The organism is Bradyrhizobium sp. 33ap4, assembly GCF_032654765.1.
GTDB lineage: Bacteria > Pseudomonadota > Alphaproteobacteria > Rhizobiales > Xanthobacteraceae > Bradyrhizobium > Bradyrhizobium australafricanum.
In genome coordinates this window covers 67,243-88,202 of sequence record NZ_JAUMTJ010000002.1, presented here as the reverse complement: position 1 = coordinate 88,202, position 20,960 = coordinate 67,243, and the positions used below count along the sequence as shown (strand labels likewise).

Below are 20,960 nucleotides of genomic sequence, written 5' to 3'. Positions count from 1 at the left end.
ATACCAATGAACAAGCCTCTGTCCGCCACCTCGCTGGAGCCTTCCGACCGCCTTCACAGCCGCGCACCCGATATCGACGCGCTGCTCGGCCGCATCGCGGAAGGCGCCGCCGAGCGCGAACGCGAGCGCGTCCTGCCGTTCGCGCAAGTCGATCTCATTCGCAAGGCCCGCCTCGGCGCGTTGCGGCTTCCGATCGAAGCCGGCGGCGCCGGCCTGTCGATTCGCGCATTGTTCGAGATCGTCATCGGTCTCGGTGAGGCCGACGCCAATGTCGCGCATATCCTGCGCAACCATTTCAGCGTCGTCGAACGCCTGGTGCGCCGGCCGAAGGACGATCAGCACAGGCAGTGGCAGAAGGCAGTTGCCGACGGCGCGATCATCGGGCTCGCGGCGACCGAGCTCGACACGCCGAAGGTCGGCAATGTCACGCCGAACACGACACTCACTGCCGACGGCGACGACTACCTGCTCAACGGCACGAAATACTATAGCACCGGCACACTGTATTCGGACTACGTCCTCGTTCGCACCGCCGACACATCCGCCACCAATGCTGCCGTGCTGATTCCGGTGAACCGCGAGGGCATTGAGCTGATCGACGACTGGGACGGTCTCGGGCAGCGGCTGACGGCGACCGGCACCACCCACTTCCGCAACGTGCGCGTCAAGCGCCAGGAGGTCGTGTTCGATGCACCGGATACCGGCTACGGCATTCCCTACTCCAACACATTTGCCCAGCTGTTCCTGACTGCGATCAATGCCGGCATCGCGCGCGCCGTGCTGCGCGACGCCAGCGCCCTGGTGCGGACCCGCAAGCGGACGTTCTATTACGCGCCGAGTGAGGTGCCAGTGGACGACCCGCTGCTGCAACAGACCGTCGGCCAGATCGCCAGCGGCGCATTCGCCGCCGAGACCGTGGTGCTTGCGGCCGCGGAGGCGCTCCATGCCGCCACCGACGCTTTCGATGCAGGCGACGAAAACGCCGTCGAGGCCGCGCACAAGGCCGCGCTGCTGTCGGCCAAGGCCAAGATCGTTGCGGACGAATTCGCGATCCGGAGCGGTAGCCTGCTGTTCGACGTCGGCGGTGCATCGGCCACCAAGAAGGCGACCAATTTCGACCGCCACTGGCGCAACGCGCGCACGCTGGCGTCGCACAATCCAAACACCTTCAAGGCGCGCTCGATCGGACAATACGAGATCAGCGGCACGCCGCTACCCGCCAAGGGCTTCTTCTAGAGCCCCACTCCGATCGAATCGGAACGGAGCTCTGGATTGTTGTTTTGATGCGTTTTCTTCACGCGAACCGGTATCCACTTCGCTCGAAAACGCTCTGGCGAGGTCCAATCCGGCGAGGCAATGCAAGGGAGAATCCCGATGAGCAAGCCGGATATTCATCTTGTTCATGCCGACCACGAGATCGAGCGTCAATTTCGCCTTGTCATGCGCCGCCTCCCGGGCGGCGTTTGCATCATCACCGCAGGACAGGGTGAGGACATCACCGGCATGACGGTGACCTCGCTGACGTCGCTCAGCGCCAGCCCACCCCGGCTGCTGGTCAGCATCAACCGGCAGGCATCGTCCTTCGCACCGATCGCCCGCCATCGGCTGTTCGGCGTCAACATCCTCGGCTCCGACCAGCAGGCCCTGGCCGAGCGCTTCAGCAATGGCCGGCTGAAAGGCAGGGAACGCTTCGAGGGCACCGATTGGACCCATGGAGCCTCGGGCGTGCCGTTGCTGCAGCGGTCGCTTGCGATGATCGAATGCCAGGTCGAGGAGATCATCGAGCGGCATTCCCATGGCATCATCGTGGGCCGCCTCGCCAGCATGGAATTGTCGCATCGGCTGTCCGGCCTCACTTACTGGAATGGACAGTATGTCCAGATCGATCACGAGGCCGATCTCGACCTATTGGCCGAAGTCAGCATTCCTCTGGCGCATGTCCGTTAGAACAGAGAAAGGGTGCAGCATGAAACGCGAATTGCCGCCAGCATCGCCTCCGTCAACGGCCGGCGCGGTCAGCAGACCACCGGGCCGCTGGCAGCTCGACCGGATCGTGGCCGAGCTGCGCACCTCCCGCGAGGAGACCCATAGCATCCGGCGCGACGGCGAGGCACGCCGCGCGCCCTCGCGGGACGCGCTGGAGGCGATCCTCGACGGCCTCACCGAGGCGCTGTTTCCGCGCCACTACGGCCAATCGGACCTCGACGGCGAGAACATCGACTATTTCGTCGGCAATACGCTGAGCACAGCATTGGATTCGCTCAGCGCGCAGATCCATCGCAGCGCGCTGTTCGTTGGCGACGAGCTGGAGCCGGGCTTTGGGCACGAAGAGGCGATCGAGCTGACACGCGCATTCGCGACCCAACTGCCGTCGGTCCGCGGACTTCTGATCAACGATCTGCGGGCGGCATTCGTTGGAGATCCGGCGGCGCAGAATTTTCCCGAGATCCTGATCGGCTATCCGGGGATGACCGCCATCATCCACCATCGCCTTGCGCATCTGCTCTACCAGATCGGCGCGCGGCTGGTGGCTCGCCTGATGTCGGAGATCGCCCACACAAGGACCGGCATCGATATCCATCCCGGCGCCCGGATCGGCTCCGGATTCTTCATCGATCACGGAACCGGCGTCGTGATCGGCGAAACCGCCATCATCGGCAACAACGTCCGGATCTATCAGGCGGTCACGCTCGGCGCGCGGCATTTCCCGACCGACGACGAGGGCCATGTGATCAAGGGCGACGCCCGCCATCCGATCGTCGAGGATGACGTCGTGATCTACGCCGGCGCAACCATACTCGGCCGGATCACGATCGGCCGCGGGTCGACCATCGGCGGCAACGTCTGGCTGACCAAGGACGTGCCGCCGAACAGCATTGTGACGCAGGCCACCGCACGAAACAGCCCGAGCGGCGCCTGAACCACGATCTCATCACGCCGCAACCTGTGCCTTCCATCGCATCAAGCGCCGTTCCAACGCCTCCAGGACCGCATTGAATGCCAACCCGATCACGGTGATCCCGATTATGCCGAAATACATCTGCGGGATCAGGAAGCTGTACTGGCTGTTGATGATGAGATAGCCGAGACCGGCCTTGGCGCCGACCATCTCGGATGCGACCAGCACCAGCATGGCTGACGCACTGGCGAGGCGAATGCCGACAAAGATCGTCGGAAGCGCCGCCGGAAGGATCACCTTGCGGAACAGTTGCTGCGGGGTCGCGCCCATGGTCCGCGCCGACTTGATCAAGAGCGGATCGACCTGCTTCACTGCGGCGATGGTGTTGAGCAGGAGCGGCCAAGCGCAGCTATAGACTACCATCGTGACCTTCGAGAGCTCGCCGATGCCAAGCAGCAGGATGAACACCGGCAGGAGCGCGAGCGGCGCGGTATTGCGGCAAATCTCGATGAACTGGTTGAGCAGATCGCCGAGCCTTGTGTACCAGCCGACGGCCAGCCCGAGCGGGACGAACAACACGACCGACACCAGAAACCCGCTCAGGGCGCGGAGCAGGCTCGCGGAGGCGTCGTCATAGAGCTCGCCGGTTTGTGCGAGCTGCCAGCCTGCGGCGATGACATCTGAGAAGGGCGGCAGAAACACCGCGTCGATAAAGCCGAGCCTGGGCACGGCCTCCCAGATCGCCAGAAGGGCGATCAGCAGCAGGGAGCGGCGCCCGAAAGCTGCCAGACCGCAGGTCGCGGCGCGGGCCGCGCTCACCAGCGGTGACCGCGCGGCCACCGGGTGCTCGTCTCGCCGCCCATGCGCGAGCTCCAGCAATGTCAGCATCTCCAGGCTAGACATGAGCGACTTCCTTTACTTCACGCTCGACACGGCCTGCGCTGACCCTGCCCGCTGATTGCCCCAGCTGCGCTTTCTGCACTTCCTCGCGGAGCAGGCTCCAGATCTCATGGCGCACGCGGCCGAATTCCGGCAGCGAGCGCACATCCTCGGCTTCGCTGCGCAAGGCCGCGGGGATGTCGACAATCTCCTTGATCCGCCCCGGACGGGACGTCATGACCGCCACGCGCTGACCGAGCACGACCGCCTCGTCGATGCCGTGGGTGATGAAGATGATGGTCTTGCCGGTGGCCCGCCAGATCCGCAGCAGCTCGCCCTGCAACGTTTCGCGCGTCTGGGCATCGAGCGCAGCGAACGGCTCGTCCATCAGCAGCACCTCCGGATCATAGGCAAGGCTGCGCGCGATCGCGACGCGCTGCTTCATGCCGCCGGAGAGTTCATGCGGATAACGGTCAGCAAAACCCGATAACCCGACCAAGTCGAGGAAGTGCCGCGCGATCTCACCGCGTTGTTTCGGCTTGAGGCCGGCGATATCGAGCCCGAACTCCACATTCTGCGCGGCCGTGCGCCACGGAAACAGCGCGTACTGCTGGAACACGACGCCGCGGTCGCGTCCGGGTCCGACGATCGGCCGGCCGTCGAGCAGAATGCGGCCGTTGGTCGGCGTCGCGAGCCCGCCGAGCAGATCGAGCAATGTCGACTTGCCGCAACCGCTTGGACCGACCAGGGCGAGGAATTCGCCGGCGCGGACGTCGAACGTGATGTCCTCGAGCGCGGTGAAATAGCCCGCCGGCCGGCCCCCTTCGCCTCGCGTGACGAACTCCTTGCGGACCTTGTCAAAGCTGATCTTGACCGACGTCATCGCGCCTCCGCCGTCTTTCCGGGACGGAAATAGTTGAACTCGTTGGTGTAGGTGTCCGAGGCCTTGATCTGGCCCGGTTTGAGCAGGCCATCCTTGACCAGCCAGTCGACCCAGACCTGCAGCTCGGCATCCGAGATCACGCCGCCCTTGGACGCGACGCCGGTGCTCTTCCAGTACTTGATCGAGGAGGCATCCTCGTTGCGCTTGCGCTCCGCAATGATCCGGTCGAAGCGGGCCCGCACTTCATCGGGCGGCGTCGTCTGCGCCCACTGGATGGCGCGCGAGATCCCCTCAACCAGCTTGCGGGCGGTGTTCGGATTGTCCTTGATGAACTTCTCCCGCAGCACATAGGCACCGCCGGTGAACTGTCCGAACAGATCGGTATCGTTGAAGAGCGAGCGGATCCCGCCACGCTCCAGCGCCTTGTCGCGCAACACGCCGCTGAGCGCGCTCACCTCGACCTGCCCTTGCCGCAGCGCCTGCTCGCCGGTGACGGGTGGGACCGCCACCAATGTCACCTGCTTGGCCTCGCCGGCGCTAAGGCCGTTGCGCGCCAGATACTCACGCAGCACGAACTCCAGATGAGCGCCAAGCGTATTGACCGCGACCTTCTTGCCGATCAGGTCGCGGGCCGTCTTGATCGGACTGTCGTCCTTCACAAAGTAGCCGTAGTAGGTATTGGAGTCGGAACCGTAGTAGCCGACCACCGCCTTGATCGGCGCCTTGGCCGCGATCAGCTTGATGATCGCACCATAGAAAGCGCCGCCGACGTCGATGTCGCCGGTGACGACGGTCTGAATGTCCTGCGGCCCGCTGATGGTGTTGCCGACCCATTTGAGCTTGAGCGGCGCGAGGTAGCCGAGGTCCTCGGCGAGCTCGGTGAACGTCACCTGCCCGGCCCAGCCTTGATAACGGATCTCGGTCTTATCGAGCGGTGGCTCGGCGAAGGCCGAAGCGATCAGGCCCAACGCAAAGACGCCGGCCAGCAGCAATCGCGCCGCCCGGCGCGCAGCGGCTCGCCGCGCGCACAGAATTCGAATGATGGCATTCATTGTGTTGCTCCAATAGGCGACATGCTCAGGCTGCCTTCGCCGCTTGCGGCTTCGGCGATTTGATCCGCGTCACGCTGTGGCGGCCGTCGACGCTGACCGGAACCTCGCCGTCGATGGTGGCGCGGCGCACCACACGATGCTGATCGCCGTAGTCATTGACGGCGTAGTGCTGGGTCGCGCGATTGTCCCAGATCGCGACGTCTCCGGCCCGCCAGCTCCAGCGCACGGTATTCTCCGGAGCCGTGATGTGGGACTGGAACAGATCGAACAGCTTCTGGCCGTCATATTTCGGCAGGCCGACAAAGCGCTGGACGAAATTGCCGAGCACCAGCGTGTGCTCGCCCGTTTCGGGATGGACGCGCACGACCGGATGCTCGGTCTCATAGATCGTCCCGGTGAATACCTCGTCAAAATGCTTTCTGTCGGCGTCGGTGGCGCGAGACTTCACCGCGTAATCATAGGCATTGCTATGAACCGTCCAGAGCTCGTCGGCGAGCTTGCGCAACGGTGCCGGCAGATCGAGATAGGCGGCCGCCGTGTTCGACCAGACGGTGTCACCGCCATAGGGCGGGATTACCACGCCGCGCAGCACCGAGATCTTCGGATAGGAATCGACGAACGTGACGTCGGTATGCCATTGGTCCGCGCGGCCGCCACCACGCCCCGAATCCAGCTCGAGGATCGACGACGTACCCTTGCTCGGGCCGATGGTCGGATGCGGCACCAGTTTGCCGAGCTTAACCGCGAAGCGCTCCTGCTCGGCGTCGTCGAGGTGCTCCTGGTCGCGGAAGAAGATCACCTTGTGCTCGAGCAGCACCTGGTTGACAGCACGGATGACCGCGTCGGGAAGGTCACCCGACAGCTTCACATTCTTGATCTCGGCACCAAGCCGGGCGGCACGCTTGACGATGTCGGCGCGCGGAATGACGTTGTCGATGGTGGTCGTCTTGCTCATGATGTTGGTCTCGTCGCCGCGATCCCCTGGACAAGGCTCCGCCATGCGCCGGTCGCGGAAACGACGGCGGAGATCAATGATGTGGTCGTGATCCTCGCTATTCCGCCGCGACGGGCTGCGGCGGTCGCCAGACAGCCGGTGCATAGAGCTCGGCGGTGAAATCCTCCGCGATCTCTCCGTTGATGCGCGCCTCGTGAGATGCAAGGTCGGCCAGGAACAGATCGCGGCTGACCCTGGCCGTGATCCCCGGAATGTCGCGCTTGAAGCTTGGAACGTCGCCGATCGGCAGGCCGAAGCTGACAAATGCTGCCGGGTTGAAGACGTGAATGTCCTTCAGATACGGCGCGCGGCCCGGAACTTTCTCCAGATACTCGTGCCCGGACCCGAGATAAGGATAGGCCGCCAGGCGATCGTCCTTTTCGTCGTCAGGCGGCACGAAGCGATCTCGCCACAGCAGGATTTCGTCGGCGAAATCGCCGAGCTCTGACTGCGCGCCCAGATCGACGGAATAGCCAGTTCCCGCAATCGCGAAATCGAACGCGAACTCGCCCTGCGGAGTGATGGCGACCGGCCGCACCCCCTTCAATTGCGCCGAGGTCCAGGGTGCGCCCAGGTGCAGATGAAAATTGGGGAAGGCTACCGCGCGCGAGATCGCATCCGGCGGCGGGGTCGACCCAGCCTGCCTGAACCGAATCGCTTGATGCCAGCGCACCGCGTCGGGCAAGCTGCCATAGTTGTCATAGGCTCCCGGGTAGCCGCGGATCCGAATGACCGGCAACGCGGCCAAGGTTTCCCGGCGTGCAAACAGATGAACATCACGCGCTCCGGCCTCAAGGGCTGCGGCCGCCGCATCGAAGGCCGACGCAGCACTCCCGATCACCGCAACGGAAAGACCTCGCAGCGTCCTGAAATCGATCTTCTCCGATGTATGCGCACGGAATCGTTTCGGCAGGACACGCAGCGCGTCGGGGACATAAGCGCCCCCGCTACCCGCAAAGCCGGTTGCGAGCACCAGCTTGCGCGTGGTCTCGATGGTCGTGACCCCGCTCCGCTCCAGATGTAACCGCAAATGATCGGCTGCGGGCTCGATGCGGAGCAGCCGCGTACCGTAACGAATGCCGGCGCCTGTCACGCGGCGATACCAGTCGAGATAGGCCGCCCAGTCGAGCCGCGGAATCCGATCGAGCGCGTCGAAGGCCGCCGCGCCATGGCGCGTTTCATACCATGCTTGGAAACCGAGACCGGGCAGACCGAGCTCCGGACCTGGAAGCGTCTTCGGAGTGCGAAGCTTGTGCATTCGCGCGCTCGTCAGCCACACGCCGGCCTTGCTGGCGTCGGCGGCGGCGTCGATCACCGAGACCTTGCCGATCCCGGCGCGCCGAAACGCAAACGCGAAGGCCGCGCCGGACTGGCCACCGCCGACCACGACGACGTTGTGATCGATTCCGTCGCGATCAGGCACCCAGTTCTGTGGGTCGACCCCGATCAGCCGGAGGGCCTCGCGGGCGACGCTGTCGGGATCGGATTGCGGCATGAATGACCACCTCGCTTTGACGTTACAAATCGTAAAAGCGATCGACATTCAGTCAATGAAACGAAACCAGCTTTGTTTTTGATAGCAGGCAATGTTCGCGTCGTGGACAACGCGGGCATTGAAATATTTGCGATGATCGCCGCCTGACCGATCGTCTCATGTGCATTGCGACGTGCGGGATCGGCGCGATCGATCGGGAGAACTTCCCAAATCATACGTCGCCGGGATCGGCGCGATCGCAGTCATCTCCGGTGAACGACGAACTCGTCACGTTCATGCTCGCTTGCCGTGCAACAACGCAAATTCATTTCACCGCCGCCGACATAGAGTCTGACGCAGCGCACGCACCTGACGTCGACGCGCGGCGAGCAACGATGGATCTCTCGAAATGCCGCGAACTGCCGGCAACATCAGCCTTGAACACGATACCCCGGAGCTCGCCCGCTCCTATGATGAAGCGGGACTCGTTCAATTTCGCCACGGCAAGTTCCTGATCGGGCCGCTCGCCATCAAGACCGGCGAGCACGTGCTCGACATCGGGACGGGAACCGGCCGGCTTGCGGAATTCGTCGCCGGACTGGTCGGTCCGGACGGCCGCGTGATCGGTATCGATCCACTTGCCGGCCGCATCGAAATTGCGCGCCTTCGGCAGGGGGATAACCTCCAGTTCGCCACCGGGCGCGCCGAAGAACTGTCGCGCTTCGACGACGCGCAGTTCGACGCGGTCTATCTCAATAGCGTCTTCCATTGGATCTCCGACAAGGATCGCGCGCTGCGGGAGGTCCGGCGCGTGCTCAAGCCCGGCGGCCGCCTCGGATTGAATGTGCAGGATCCGTCCAGGCCGCACCAGTCGCGCCTGCTGCTTCGTCGCGCCATCATCGAGGCGGGTCTTGCCGGCGATCGCCAGGACTCGAACCCGGTGCTCGGATCGACCGACGAGGAGCTCAAATCGCTGTTCGCGGCACACGGCTTCGCCGGCTACCGCAGCGAGCTGCGCGCGCTGATCGATATCCACGACGATGCGGCATCGCTGCTGCAGTGGTCGGAAGCGAGCGCATTCGGAAATTTCCTCGAAGCGTTCACCCCTCACGAGCGCGAACTGGTGCGCCGCACCTTCGCGCGCCTTGTCGAAGAACAGCGCACGCCCGAAGGTTTGAAGCTGGAGCGCTACCTGCGCTTCGCGTTTGCGCACAAGGCGCCGTCCCACCAATAATAATCAGCAAAACTCACGAGATCCGAGATGAGCAAACGACAGCTTTCCCTTAACCTCTTTATTTATCCCGGCGGCCATCACGAGGCGGCGTGGCGCTACCAGGGGTCTGCGGCGGATCGCATCCTTGACGTCAGCTATTACCAGGAGCTGGCGCAGCGTGCCGAGGCGCAGAAATTCGACGCGATCTTCTTCGCCGACGGCCCCGCGCTCGCCGACAATGTTCGCTACGCACAACGCTTCCGGTTCGAGCCGATCACCTGGCTGGCCGCGATCGCCGTCGCCACGAAACGGATCGGCCTGATCGCGACCGCGTCGACGACCTATACCGAGCCTTATAATCTGGCCCGCCTGTTCGCGTCACTCGATCACCTCAGCGGCGGCCGGGCCGGCTGGAACATCGTCACGACCAGCACGGCACAGGCGGCGCAGAACTTTGGCTTGCCCGAGCATCCACCTCACCACGAACGCTACGAGCGGGCGCGGGAATATATCGATGTCATCACGCGGCTGTGGGACAGCTGGGAAGACGACGCCGTGGTGAACGACCCCGCATCCGGCATTTTCGCCGATACGGGAAAGATCCATCCGATCGATCACGTCGGAAAGCACTTCCGGGTACGCGGCCCGCTCAACATCTCGCGGACGCCGCAGGGACGGCCGGTCTATGTCCAGGCGGGTTCGTCTGATGACGGACGCGCCTTTGCCGCGCGCTATGCCGAAGCGATCTTCACCGCGCATCAGACGCTGGCGAGCGCCCAGGAGTTTTATGCGGACATCAAGCGGCAGGCACGCGCGTTCGACCGCAGCCCCGATCAGGTCAGGATCCTGCCGGGCATCAGTCCGTTCATCGCTAGCACGCAGGCCGAAGCCGACCTGTTGCAGGACGAGTTTAACGAGCTGATCCAGCCGGAATACTCGTTGACCCAACTTCGCCAGATGATCGGGCTCGACCTCTCCGGCTTCGACCTCGACGGTCCCTTTCCGCGCCACCTGATCGACACCGGCAGCGCCCGCGGGGTCGCCAGCCGTTTCAAGCTCGTGGTCGACATCGTCGATCGCGAGCAGCCGACCATCCGCCAGCTCGTGCAGCGTCTCGCCGGGGCGCGCGGCCACTGGGTGATCGCGGGCCCGCCGGAGAAGATCGCCGACAACATCCAGACTTGGTTCGACAATGGCGCGGCCGACGGCTTCAACGTGATGCCGCCCTGGCTACCCGGCGGGTTCGATATCTTCGCCGAGCAGGTCGTGCCGATCCTGCGCAAGCGCGGCCTGTTCCGCGACGAGTACAGCGGCACGACGCTGCGTGACCATTACGGACTGAGCCGGCCGCAAAGCGTGTTTTCCGGATCGATCAAGGCGATCGCCTGACGTGATCGAAACCGCCGACCCCGCGTCGGCCGGATCGCTATTTGCCCACAGCCTGAGGATTTGAGAGTTCAATGACCACTGCGCGCGTCCTGCTCGTTTCGACCCTGCTCATTCTCGGTGCTCTGACCGGCGCCGCCCTGCACGCGGAGACATCAGCCAAATCCGATCTGAAAGTCGGCTTCGTGCCGGGCCCCTACATCGACGAATTCAAGGTTGGCGTCGCGCCGGAACTCGAGAAGAAGGGCTACCGTATCCGCTATGTCGAGTTTTCGACCGGGCTGGAAGCCAATAATGCAGTGTTCAAGGGCGAGATCGACGCCAACGTCATGCAGCACACGATCTTCCTGAACTCGTACAACGAGCGGCAGCAAACCGACCTCGTCGGCATCGTCCACGTCCCGACGCCCCCGATGGGGCTTTACTCGAAGAAGCACCCGGTCGGCTCGCCGATCAAGCCCGGTTCGACCGTGGCCGTGCCCAACGATCCCGTCAATCTGCAGCGTGCGCTCTGGATCCTGCGCGATCTCGGCCTCGTCGAGATTCGCGACTCCAAGCCGGTCGATGTCAGCGAACTCGACGTGATCAAGAACCCCGGCGGCATCAAGATCGTGCCGCTGGAAGCGGCACAGGCGCCGCGCGCGCTCGATGACGTTGATTTCGCCGCCATCCAGGGCAACTTCGCGATCTACAGCGGCTTGAAGCTGACCAATGCATTCGCCCTGGAGAAGATGACAACGCCCTATATCAATGTGGTCGCGGTGAAGCAGGCCAATGCGGGCTCGCCGTGGGCGCAGGACATCGTCGCCGGCTACAAATCACAGACGTTCAAGACCACGATCCTGTCCGACCGCTTCTATGACGGGTTTACCTTGCCGGATTACCTGAAGCGCTAGACCCAGCCACCATCAACGATGTGGCTCTGGTTGGTGCAGGCACCGCTGTCATCGGCGGCGAAGAACAGCACGACGCGGGCGATATCATCAGGCACGAGCTTGCGCTTGAGGCATTGGCGCTGCATCAGTTCGGCCACGCCTTCAGACGTCAACCACAGATCCTGCTGCCGCTGGGTCATGATCCATCCGGGCAGGATGGAATTGACCCGTATGTTGTGCGGCCCGAGATCGCGGGCTAGCGCCCGGGTGAGGCCCTGAACGGCTGATTTGGCCGTTGTGTAGCAGGGCATGTTGCCCTGGCCGATCACCCAGCTCACCGAGCCGATGTTGACGATCGAACCGCCCCCTGCCTGCTTCATGTCCGGCGCGACCGCCTGAGCGCTGAAGAACTGGTGCTTCAGGTTGACGGCGATCCGCTCGTCCCAGAATTCCGGTGTGACGTCCTCGATCGCGTGACGATCATCGCGGGCCGCATTGTTGACCAGGATGGTGACCGGCCCGAGCGCCTCGCGGATGCCGGCGACCGCGCGCCGCAGCGCGCCGATGTCGCGCAGATCGGCATGTTCGAAGTGCACGCGGGCTTGTGCCCCGAGATCGGACAGTAGCTGCTCCGACGACGTCAGATCGATATCGATGAATCCGACCCGCGCGCCCTGGCCGATGAACCGGCGGACGATCGCCTCGCCGATGCCGGAACCGCCGCCGGTGACCAGTACGGTCCGGTCCTTGAGACTTGGATAGATGGCGCCCTGCATTGGCATCCTCTCGATATTGGCGCCTGAAGGGCGTCGGTTGCGTTGCTGCGGCTCAGGCAAAAGGGCCACAGATTCCGAGGTTCACTCGGTTGTCTCCATGAGGCTGCGGTCCACGACCCGCAGCGTCCGCCGCACCATGCCGTCGACGATGGTCGCCGACTCGCTTGGACGCACATATATTGCCGTGGACTTGAGCAGCCACGGCAGCACCGCCTGGTCGAGCCTCTCCTCATAGGCACTGCGCATCATGTCGAATGCCTGCAGGCCGGGACCTGCGAGGATGACATGATGCGGGCGCAGCACCGATATCGTCGTGGCGACCGCTTCGGCAAGCGCGTGACCCGCCTGCTGGAACAAGTGCTCGAGACGGGAATCGCCGCTCCGCGCCCGATCGCGCAACAGAGCCATCTGCGCCTCGGACGGTTGCTGCGACGCCGCCGGCGGCAGGTCGAGAAAGGTGCGGGCATCGCGGTAAAGCGCATAGTCGGCAAGATGGGCCTCGATGCAGCCGCGCTGACCGCAGCGGCATTGCGGGCCGTTCAGCGCCAATTTGACATGACCGATCTCACTGCCCGCGCCGGCACCCCAGCGCGCTTCACCGTCGACAATGATGCCCATGCCGACGCCGTGGCCCACCATGATCGTGGCCGTGAGGCCCTGCGCCAGTGCCGGTTCGGCGGCAGCGAGGGACAGCGCGACCGCGACCGCGTCGTTCGCCATCACGACTTCGACAGCGAACGCCTGGTGGATCGGCTTGGCAAGATCGACGTCGGTGATCGACAGCGCCGGGCTCCACAGATGCCGGCCGGTATCGCCGTCGACGATGCCCTGCAGCGCTATTCCGATTCCGAGCAAGCGATGTCGCGGCGTGGCGGTCGCCTCAAGCATGGCGTCGATCTGTGCGATCACGAGCTCGCATAGTGCGCTTGCATCGAGCGCGCGCGTCGCGAGTTCAAGTCGCGATTGCGCCAGGGCGGAGCCGCTGAAATCGGCGATCAGTGTCTCGACCAGATTCATGCGCAGCGAGACCGCGATGATGCGGCCAAATTCGGGATTCAGGGTCAGCAGGACTGCCGGCCGGCCGCGGCGACGGCCACCATCCGCGTCCTCTTCGTCGGCGTCGTCGGGCCACAGCGTCGCCGCATCTGTCTCGGCTTCGCACAGCAGGTCCTCCGCCATCAGCTTCGACGTGATGGCCGAAATGGCGGGGAAGCTCAGGCCCGTGCTGCGTGCGAGCTCGACCCGCGGCAACGGCCCCTGGCGTCGCAGGACCTCGACGAGACGGCCGGGGTTCGATCCGCGGGCCAGGCTCGAAGCACGTCTCAACGGCTCGGGCTGTTCGTTCATATTGCGCTTTTTAATTCTCTTGATGAAATTATTCAACGCAGGCTACTCGTTTTGCGGGTCAAAAAACGCGGATAGCGACTGGAAAACATCACCCCTATACTATTATTGGGTGAAGGCGTGATCATGAACATCCTTGACTGGACATTTTGTCGCGCTAATTTATTAGTTGCGTGAATAAAATAAGGCGTGAAAAGCGCCGGGCGTGAAATCCCCTCACCGGGGTTGTCGACAGGGAGGTGCATATGAATGTCTCAACCAGAAAATTGATCGTGCCGCTCATGGCGGGCGCTGCCGCGCGCGCCATGGCGACGGGGGTAGCACAGGCACAGCAGAAAAAGACCATCGCGCTGGTGACCAATGTCGCGGCCGACTTCTGGACCATCGCGGGCCGTGGGCTTGAGAAGGCGCAGAAGGAGCACCCGGACTACAATATCGAATTGATCGTCACCAATGAAGGGACGGCGGCCGGCCAGCGGCGCGAACTGGACGATCTGCTGGTGCGCGGCGTCGCCGGTATCTCGATCTCGGTCGACGATGCACCGCATGCAACCGAAGAACTCAACAAGGTTGCGGCCAAGACGGTGCTGATCACCACGGACAGCGACGCGCCGCAGAGCAATCGCCTCGCCTATATCGGCACCGACAACGTCGCGGCAGGGCGGCAGGCCGGCGAGGAGATCAAGAAGGCGCTGCCGAACGGCGGCAAGATCGCGCTGTTCGTCGGAACGATGGACGCCGACAAGCCCGCGAGCGGGTGCAGGGCATCAAGGAAGCGATCGCCGGCACCAAGGTCGAACTGGTCGACGTGTTCACCGACCAGGTGGACTTCGCCAAGGCCAAGGCGAACATGGAGAACGTGCTCGTCAAATATCCCGACATCGCGCTGCTGTCCGGCCTATGGAGCTACGAGACGCCGCTGATCTATGACGCGGTGAAGGCCGCAGGCAAGGCCGGCAAGGTCAAGATCGTCGGCTTCGACGAGGACCAGCGGACGCTGCGCGGCATTTCCGACGGCACGATCGAATCCACGGTCGTGCAGCAGCCCTACGAGTTCGGCTATCTCTCCGCCACCAACATCATCAAGACGCTGAACGGCGACAAGTCCTGGATTCCGAAGGACAGCAAGCTGATCGTGCCGACCAAGGTGATCAGCAAGACCAACGTCGCGGAGTTCGCCGCACATCTGAAGGAACTGCTCAAGAAGTAACTTCAGTCGGCTTCAACGCCCGGCCGCCACAGGCCGCCGGGCGTTGTGCAGGAGGACATGCGAATGGCGGAAACGCTGCTGGAACTCAGCGGAATCAGCAAGACCTATCCCGGCGTCAGGGCGCTCGACGACGTCAATTTGCGCGTCAATCGCGGCGAGGTGCTGGGCCTGATCGGCGAGAACGGCGCCGGCAAATCGACGCTGATGCGCGTGCTGGCCGGCGTGATCGCGCCGAGCACCGGCGTGATCCGCATCGGCGGCACCGAGCACGCCCGGATGACGGTGACCGAGGCGACGCGATGTGGCATCGCCTTCGTGCACCAGGAACTGAACCTGTTCGAGAATCTCGACGTCGCGGCCAATGTCTTCATCGGACGCGAGAAGCTGGCCGGCGGCCCGCTGAAGCTGGTGGACAATGTGCAGATGCACGCCCGCGTGATGCCGCTGCTGGAACGGCTGGGCGCCGATTTCACGCCGGGCACGCTGGTCGAGAATTTGTCGATCGCGGAGCGCCAGATGGTGGAGATCGCCAAGGCGCTCTCGATCGACGCCCGCGTCATCATCATGGACGAACCGACCTCCAGCCTGACGATTTCGGAGACGGAGCGGCTGCTTGAGGTAATTGCCGACCTGAAGACGCACGGCATCTCGGTGATCTACATCTCTCACCGGCTCGGCGAGATCATGAGCTGCGCCGATCGCGTCGTGGTGCTGCGCGACGGGCGCACGGTGGGGGAATTGGCGCGCGACGAACTCAGCCACGCCGCCATGATTAGGCTGATGATCGGCCGCGACCTGAAGGCGCTATATACACCGCCGTCCTGCACGCCGCAGCCGGGCGGCTGCGATATCGCCGGCGTCGTGACCACTGCCTTTCCCGACCGACAGATCAATCTGTCGGTGCGGCGCGGCGAGATCCTCGGCCTCGCCGGGCTCGTCGGCGCCGGCCGCACCTCGCTTGCCCGCGCGGTGTTCGGCGTCGATCCGCTGCTGGGCGGCGAGATCCGGATCGACAACGCCCCGGTCGGCGTCGCCTCGCCGCGTGACGCGATCAGGCAAGGGATCTACCTGGTGCCGGAGGATCGCAAGAAATCCGGCCTGGTGCTGGAACTGCCGATCCGGGAGAACGTGACGCTCGCGAGCCTGCTGGATCATGCGCGGATGTGGCTGGTCAACGGCGCGGCCGAGTGCAGAATCGCCAAAGACCAGGCCAGGCGGCTGTCCATCAAGGCGCCGAGCATCGACATCGAAGCCGTGACGCTCTCCGGCGGCAACCAGCAGAAGGTGGTGCTGGGCAAGTGGCTCTCCATGCAGCCGCGCGTGATGTTCTTCGACGAGCCGACCCGCGGCATCGATGTCGGCGCCAAGAGCGAGATCTACGCGCTGATGCGCAGCCTCGCCGACCAGGGCGTCGCGATCGTGATGATCTCCTCGGACATGGAGGAAGTGATCGGCGTCTCCGACCGGGTGGCGGTGATGCATGAAGGCAGTGTCAGCGGCGTGATCGAGCGCGACCAGTTCAGCGAATACAACGTGTTGAGGCTGGCGGTCGGCCAACCGCTCGAAACCATGGAGGCCGCTGCGCCATGATGAAGAAGGAACTCGGCCTGTTCTTGCTGCTGGCGGTGATCTCCGCCATCACCGGCGCGATCAATCCGGCCTTCCTGTCGTTCGTGAATCTGCTGAACATGGCCAATCTGATCGGCCTGTTCGGCGTGTTCGCGCTCGGTGAAGGCCTCGTCATCATCACCGGCGGAATCGATCTTTCGCTCGGCTCGATGTTCGCGCTGCTCGGCGTCATCTTCATCGACCTGCTGACGACCTATCAGGTGCCCTGGCCGTTTGCGCTGCTGCTGGTCCTGATGGGCGGGCTTGCGCTGGGCGGCATCCAGGGCTTCCTGATCACGCGGCTGAAAATGCAGCCCTTCATCGTAACGCTGTGCGGCCTGCTGATCTATCGCGGCGCCGCGCGCTATTACACCAGCGATTCGACACGCGGCTTCGGCTACGGTGACGAGGCGAGCACGCTGAGCAACATCGCCTCCGGTAATATTGCGGGCATCCCGAACACCTTCATCTTCCTGATCATCCTTGCGCTGATCCTCGGCGTGCTGCTGCACCGCTCGGTCTACGGGCGCCTGCTTTATGCCGTGGGCAAGAACGAGGAAGCGGCGCGCTTCTCCGGCATCAACACCAATCTCGTGATCGCCACCGCCTATGTCATCAGCGGCGGGCTCGCCGGCGTCTCGACCGTGATGTTTGTGTTCTACACCAACTCGGTTTCTCCGAGTTCCTTCGGCAACTTCTACGAACTCTATGCGATCGCGGCGGCCGTCCTCGGCGGCTGCAGCCTGCGCGGCGGCGAGGGCTCCATTCTGGGCATCGTGCTCGGGACGGCGTTGCTGCAGGTGCTGCAGAACCTCGTGAACATCCTCGGCATTCCCAATTCGCTGAACTTCGCGGTGATGGGGACCGTGATCCTGATCGGTGTGCTGGCGGATCAGCAATTGCAGGCCCGTCGACGGCGCAAGGCCGCGCTCGCAGGCCTCGCCCGCACTGCACCAAGATCGAAGGAAAGCACAATTCTGCAAGGCGCAGCTTCGCATAGCGCGGCTGCGTTGCCGACGACGACGGGCGATCAGGCATGACAACTCGAAAAGGAAGAACCCGGACCGGGAATATGGTCGCGGCGGCTTGAGTAGAGGAACGAGGGGAAGGAGTTCGAGGCGCAAGATCGATCAAGCTCGCGGCGCTCGTATCCAATTTGGCGCAGCAAGCCTGGCCCAGTGAGCCGCAGGCAGACCCTCGCGACCGTCTCGGAGGGCTTTGCGTGCGCATATTCTATCTCTGATTGATAGAGCGATGAATTGAAACTATCGCGTTCCCCGCTGAAGGGCTTTGGGCGGGAACGTGGCACAAAAATAGACAAAGCCGGGGACGCTGGGAGTGCAGAAAATGTCACTTAGGTCTGTAAACACCGCGCGGGCGTGCGGCGTGGGGATGGCGTTGGCGTTGTTATCTCTGTTCAGCGGCGGCGGCGCGCATGCGGCCGATCTCATGTCGAAGGCTCCGCCGGTGCCTTACACCGAGACCGATGACTTCTGGACAAGACCATATCTGTTCGGCGATCTCGGCAGGACGCAACTAAAGGAGCGAGGGATCTCGCTGGCCCTGACACTGGGCGACGAAGCCGTCGGCAATTTGTCGGGCGGCAACAGGAACACCGCGACCCAAGCCGGACAGCTTTTCTTTCAGGCCAAGTTCGACATGGCAAAACTTGCCGGCATCCATGGCGGCACGGTTGGCCTCACGCTGGTCGACCGCTTCGGCCGCAACCTGAATGACGAGGCGGGAATTCCGGCGCTGCAGCTGACCAACGAAGTGTTCGGCCGCGGCAGCATTCTTCGCCTGACCGAACTCTACTACTCGCAGAAGCTGTTCGATGATCGCCTTGAGCTCAAGGGCGGCCGTCTTCCGGTCGGCTCCGACTTCTTCTTTGGTCTCTGCGAGTTCATCAACCTGACCTTCTGCGGCGGCCAGCCCGGCAACATCCAGGGTGGCTACATCTACAATTGGCCGGTGAGCCAATGGGCCGGTGTGGTGCACTACAACTTCGCCAAGGAATGGCAGCTCTCGGTCGGCGTCTACGACGCCAACCCGAACTACCTGACGACGTCGGACTCCGTGACTTACTTCCTGCCGGGTGTCCCCGGCTCTAGCCCCGCCTCGGGCGTTCTGGTGCCGGTCGAGGTGGTCTGGGCGCCGAGCGGTCCGTTGAACGGGACCTGGAGATTTGGCGGCTGGTATGACAGCGCATCGACAATTGATGGCGGCCTGCCGGGGATCATTGCGATCTCTCCGGGCACCGGCGGCGTCTCGGACCAGAATCTCGGAGATTCGCGCGGTCGTTATGGCGTCTATGAATCGATCCTGCAGCGGCTGACGGTTGAAGGTCCCAAGGCACAGGGCTGGTACACCTTCCTCAATACGACCGTCGCCGACCACCGCACGTCGTACCAGGATTACCAGATTGCATTCGGCTTCAGGCACACCGGAACGTTCGCCTCGCGCTCGGAGGACGAAGTCGGCTTTGCGGTCGGTACGACCCATGTGAATACCGCTGCGCTCACGCCCAACGCCGGAGGAAACGAAGTTCCGATCGAAGCCTGGTACGGGTGGCAGGCGACGGGCTGGATGAACCTGAAGTTCGACGCCCAGTATGTGATGCATCCTGGCGGGCGCGGGTACAATGCCGCCGGCGTGAAGACCGACAACGCCTGGATTCTCGGTCTGCGCACGCTGGTGCACTTCTGAGCGGAGGTGGCCAGCATGCTTGAGCAAAGCCAGCCATGGTAACCCCTCACGACGCCGGGCTAGCGGTCCTGGAGTTGAAGGGCATCGGCAAGGAGTTCGGCGCCATTCGCGCGTTGCATGGCGTCGACCTCCGCGTGTCGCCCGGCGAGGTGGTCGGCCTGATGGGCGACAACGGCGCCGGCAAGTCGACGCTCGTCAAGATCATTGCCGGCAACTTTCCGCCAAGTCACGGCGAGATCCGCTTTGACGGCAAGGCGGTTCATTTCGCCCGTCCGATCGATGCCCGTGCGGTCGGCATAGAAGTGGTCTACCAGGACCTCGCACTCGCCGACAATCTCACTGCGGCGGCCAATGTCTTCCTCGGCCGCGAGCTCAAGCGCAAGCTTGGTCCCATTCGCCTTGCTCGACCACAAGACGATGGCAGCGCGCGCGCTGGAGCTGTTCGGCGAGCTGCGCTCGGAGACCCGCCCGCACGATCTCGTCAAGCAGATGTCCGGCGGCCAGCGCCAGGCGGTCGCGATCGCGCGGACGCGGCTCTCCAACGCCAGGCTGGTGATGATGGACGAGCCGACTGCCGCGATTTCGGTTCGCCAGGTCGAGCAGGTGCTCGGCCTGATCCATCGCCTGAAGGAACAGGGCGTCGCGGTCATGCTGATCTCGCACCGCATGCCCGATGTGTTCGCTGTCTGCGACCGCGTCGTCGTCATACGGCGCGGCGAGAAGCGCGCCGACAAGGCGATCGGCGACACCAGCCCCGAGGAAGTCACCTCCCTCATCACGGGAGCGAAAGAGGCTGCGTGATGGCCACGCCCCTGGAATCTCCCCTCACCTTCACCAATGTCGGCAAGGCCAGATGGTGGCGCAGCGGCCTGTTTGGCTCGCAGACCGGCAACGTCCTGCTGGCGCTGGCGGCGCTGTTCGTGCTGATGAACTTCGCCAGCCCCTATTTCCTGACCGCAGGCAACATACAGAATGTGGCGAAGAACTTTTCCTTCATCGCCATCGCCACGCTCGGCATGACCTTCGTCATCATCACGGGCGGCATCGATCTCTCGGTCGGCTCCGTGATGTGCTTTTCAGCGATGACCACCTCAATGGTGATGACGCACGTCTCGACACCGGGCATGCCCGGCGCGGAGTGGTTCGTGCATTTAGCCCCTGACGGCAAGACCGTGATTGCCAATATGCCCGGCTTGATTCTGCTCGTCTCGGTTCTGGCGGGGCTCGGCGTCGCGCTGATTGTCGGCCTCGTCAATGGCTTCTGCATCGCGGTGCTTGGACTGTCGCCGTTCGTCACGACGCTCGGCATGCTCTCGATCGTGCGCGGCCTCGGCTACGTCGTCTCCAACGGCCGCGGCAGTTTTCCCGGCGGCCCCGACGCCGAATATTTCTACACGCTGACATCCGGCGTTGTGTTCGGCATGCCGGCGCCGTTCATCTATCTTGTGGTTCTCGCGCTGGCGATGGCGGTCGTGCTGCATCACACTGGTTTCGGCCGCCACGTCTTTGCCGTCGGCGGCAACGAGAAGGCGGCCGCGCTGACCGGCATCTCGGTCGTCCGGGTGAAGATCGAGATCTACGTGATCTGTGCGCTCGCGGCGGGTCTGCAGGGCATCATCGTCTCGGGCTGGCTGGGATCGGCGCCGGCAAACATGGCCTGA

General features: G+C 63.7%; 16 protein-coding genes and 3 pseudogenes. 12 read left to right on the top strand and 7 right to left on the bottom strand.

Annotated features, from left to right (window positions below; all coding sequences use genetic code 11):
* The first annotated feature begins 6 nt into the window (after positions 1 to 6).
* The 3 genes from Q2M23_RS02025 (at position 7) to epsC (ending at position 2,920) form a co-directional block, all read left to right on the top strand.
* Positions 7 to 1,236, top strand: coding sequence for an acyl-CoA dehydrogenase family protein (locus tag Q2M23_RS02025; RefSeq protein WP_316393955.1), 1,230 nt, complete (start codon positions 7 to 9; stop codon positions 1,234 to 1,236).
* A gap of 138 nt (positions 1,237 to 1,374) precedes the next feature.
* Positions 1,375 to 1,947 carry a flavin reductase family protein gene (locus tag Q2M23_RS02020; protein ID WP_316393953.1) on the top strand — a complete coding sequence of 191 codons (573 nt, stop codon included), beginning with the start codon at positions 1,375 to 1,377 and terminating at the stop codon, positions 1,945 to 1,947.
* A gap of 19 nt (positions 1,948 to 1,966) precedes the next feature.
* On the top strand, positions 1,967 to 2,920 hold the full coding sequence (gene epsC, locus Q2M23_RS02015) for a serine O-acetyltransferase EpsC (protein ID WP_057017436.1): 954 nt from the start codon (positions 1,967 to 1,969) through the stop codon (positions 2,918 to 2,920).
* A 12-nt stretch (positions 2,921 to 2,932) separates the two neighbouring features.
* Here the strand turns inward: epsC and Q2M23_RS02010 are convergent, their stop codons facing one another.
* From Q2M23_RS02010 to Q2M23_RS01990, 5 genes are all read right to left on the bottom strand, one after another.
* Complete coding sequence (locus Q2M23_RS02010; RefSeq protein WP_316393951.1) at positions 2,933 to 3,802, bottom strand: ABC transporter permease; 870 nt, start codon at positions 3,800 to 3,802, stop codon at positions 2,933 to 2,935.
* On the bottom strand, positions 3,795 to 4,661 hold the full coding sequence (locus Q2M23_RS02005) for an ABC transporter ATP-binding protein (RefSeq protein ID WP_316393949.1): 867 nt from the start codon (positions 4,659 to 4,661) through the stop codon (positions 3,795 to 3,797). Before Q2M23_RS02005 ends, Q2M23_RS02010 begins: the two co-directional genes overlap by 8 nt.
* Positions 4,658 to 5,713 carry an ABC transporter substrate-binding protein gene (locus Q2M23_RS02000; RefSeq protein WP_316393947.1) on the bottom strand — a complete coding sequence of 352 codons (1,056 nt, stop codon included), beginning with the start codon at positions 5,711 to 5,713 and terminating at the stop codon, positions 4,658 to 4,660. Before Q2M23_RS02000 ends, Q2M23_RS02005 begins: the two co-directional genes overlap by 4 nt.
* Before the next feature lie 25 nt (positions 5,714 to 5,738).
* Positions 5,739 to 6,668 (bottom strand): TauD/TfdA family dioxygenase, encoded by a 930-nt coding sequence (locus Q2M23_RS01995; RefSeq protein ID WP_316393945.1) that lies wholly within the window; start codon positions 6,666 to 6,668, stop codon positions 5,739 to 5,741.
* A 97-nt stretch (positions 6,669 to 6,765) separates the two neighbouring features.
* Entirely contained in the window at positions 6,766 to 8,202 is a 1,437-nt protein-coding gene (locus Q2M23_RS01990) for an FAD-dependent oxidoreductase (RefSeq protein WP_316393943.1), read from the bottom strand.
* A 388-nt stretch (positions 8,203 to 8,590) separates the two neighbouring features.
* On the opposite strand from Q2M23_RS01990, the gene Q2M23_RS01985 reads away from it, so the two are divergent.
* From Q2M23_RS01985 to Q2M23_RS01975, 3 genes are all read left to right on the top strand, one after another.
* Positions 8,591 to 9,415 (top strand): class I SAM-dependent methyltransferase, encoded by an 825-nt coding sequence (locus Q2M23_RS01985; RefSeq protein WP_057017431.1) that lies wholly within the window; start codon positions 8,591 to 8,593, stop codon positions 9,413 to 9,415.
* 27 nt (positions 9,416 to 9,442) lie between these two features.
* Positions 9,443 to 10,783 carry an LLM class flavin-dependent oxidoreductase gene (locus Q2M23_RS01980; RefSeq protein ID WP_253638781.1) on the top strand — a complete coding sequence of 447 codons (1,341 nt, stop codon included), beginning with the start codon at positions 9,443 to 9,445 and terminating at the stop codon, positions 10,781 to 10,783.
* Between the two features lie 71 nt (positions 10,784 to 10,854).
* Positions 10,855 to 11,676 carry a MetQ/NlpA family ABC transporter substrate-binding protein gene (locus Q2M23_RS01975; RefSeq protein WP_141340368.1) on the top strand — a complete coding sequence of 274 codons (822 nt, stop codon included), beginning with the start codon at positions 10,855 to 10,857 and terminating at the stop codon, positions 11,674 to 11,676.
* Here the strand turns inward: Q2M23_RS01975 and Q2M23_RS01970 are convergent.
* A complete protein-coding gene (locus Q2M23_RS01970) occupies positions 11,673 to 12,431 on the bottom strand; it encodes an SDR family NAD(P)-dependent oxidoreductase (protein WP_057017428.1) in 759 nt (252 codons plus the stop codon). The genes Q2M23_RS01975 and Q2M23_RS01970 overlap by 4 nt on opposite strands.
* An 81-nt stretch (positions 12,432 to 12,512) precedes the next feature.
* A complete protein-coding gene (locus tag Q2M23_RS01965; RefSeq protein ID WP_168855345.1) occupies positions 12,513 to 13,778 on the bottom strand; it encodes an ROK family protein in 1,266 nt (421 codons plus the stop codon).
* 242 nt (positions 13,779 to 14,020) lie between these two features.
* On the opposite strand from Q2M23_RS01965, the pseudogene Q2M23_RS01960 reads away from it, so the two are divergent.
* The 6 genes and pseudogenes from Q2M23_RS01960 to Q2M23_RS01935 all read left to right on the top strand — a co-directional run.
* Positions 14,021 to 14,985, top strand: a pseudogene (locus tag Q2M23_RS01960) (sugar-binding protein).
* A gap of 63 nt (positions 14,986 to 15,048) precedes the next feature.
* Complete coding sequence (locus Q2M23_RS01955; RefSeq protein WP_253589199.1) at positions 15,049 to 16,575, top strand: sugar ABC transporter ATP-binding protein; 1,527 nt, start codon at positions 15,049 to 15,051, stop codon at positions 16,573 to 16,575.
* Entirely contained in the window at positions 16,572 to 17,633 is a 1,062-nt protein-coding gene (locus Q2M23_RS01950; RefSeq protein WP_316393939.1) for an ABC transporter permease, read from the top strand. Before Q2M23_RS01955 ends, Q2M23_RS01950 begins: the two co-directional genes overlap by 4 nt.
* A 307-nt stretch (positions 17,634 to 17,940) precedes the next feature.
* On the top strand, positions 17,941 to 19,299 hold the full coding sequence (locus Q2M23_RS01945) for a carbohydrate porin (protein WP_316393938.1): 1,359 nt from the start codon (positions 17,941 to 17,943) through the stop codon (positions 19,297 to 19,299).
* Positions 19,300 to 19,334: 35 nt separating this feature from the next.
* Positions 19,335 to 20,100 (top strand): annotated as a pseudogene (locus tag Q2M23_RS01940) (ATP-binding cassette domain-containing protein).
* A pseudogene (locus Q2M23_RS01935) lies at positions 20,100 to 20,957 on the top strand (ABC transporter permease); the annotation flags it as partial. The pseudogenes Q2M23_RS01940 and Q2M23_RS01935, both read left to right, overlap by 1 nt.
* Positions 20,958 to 20,960 lie beyond the last annotated feature (3 nt).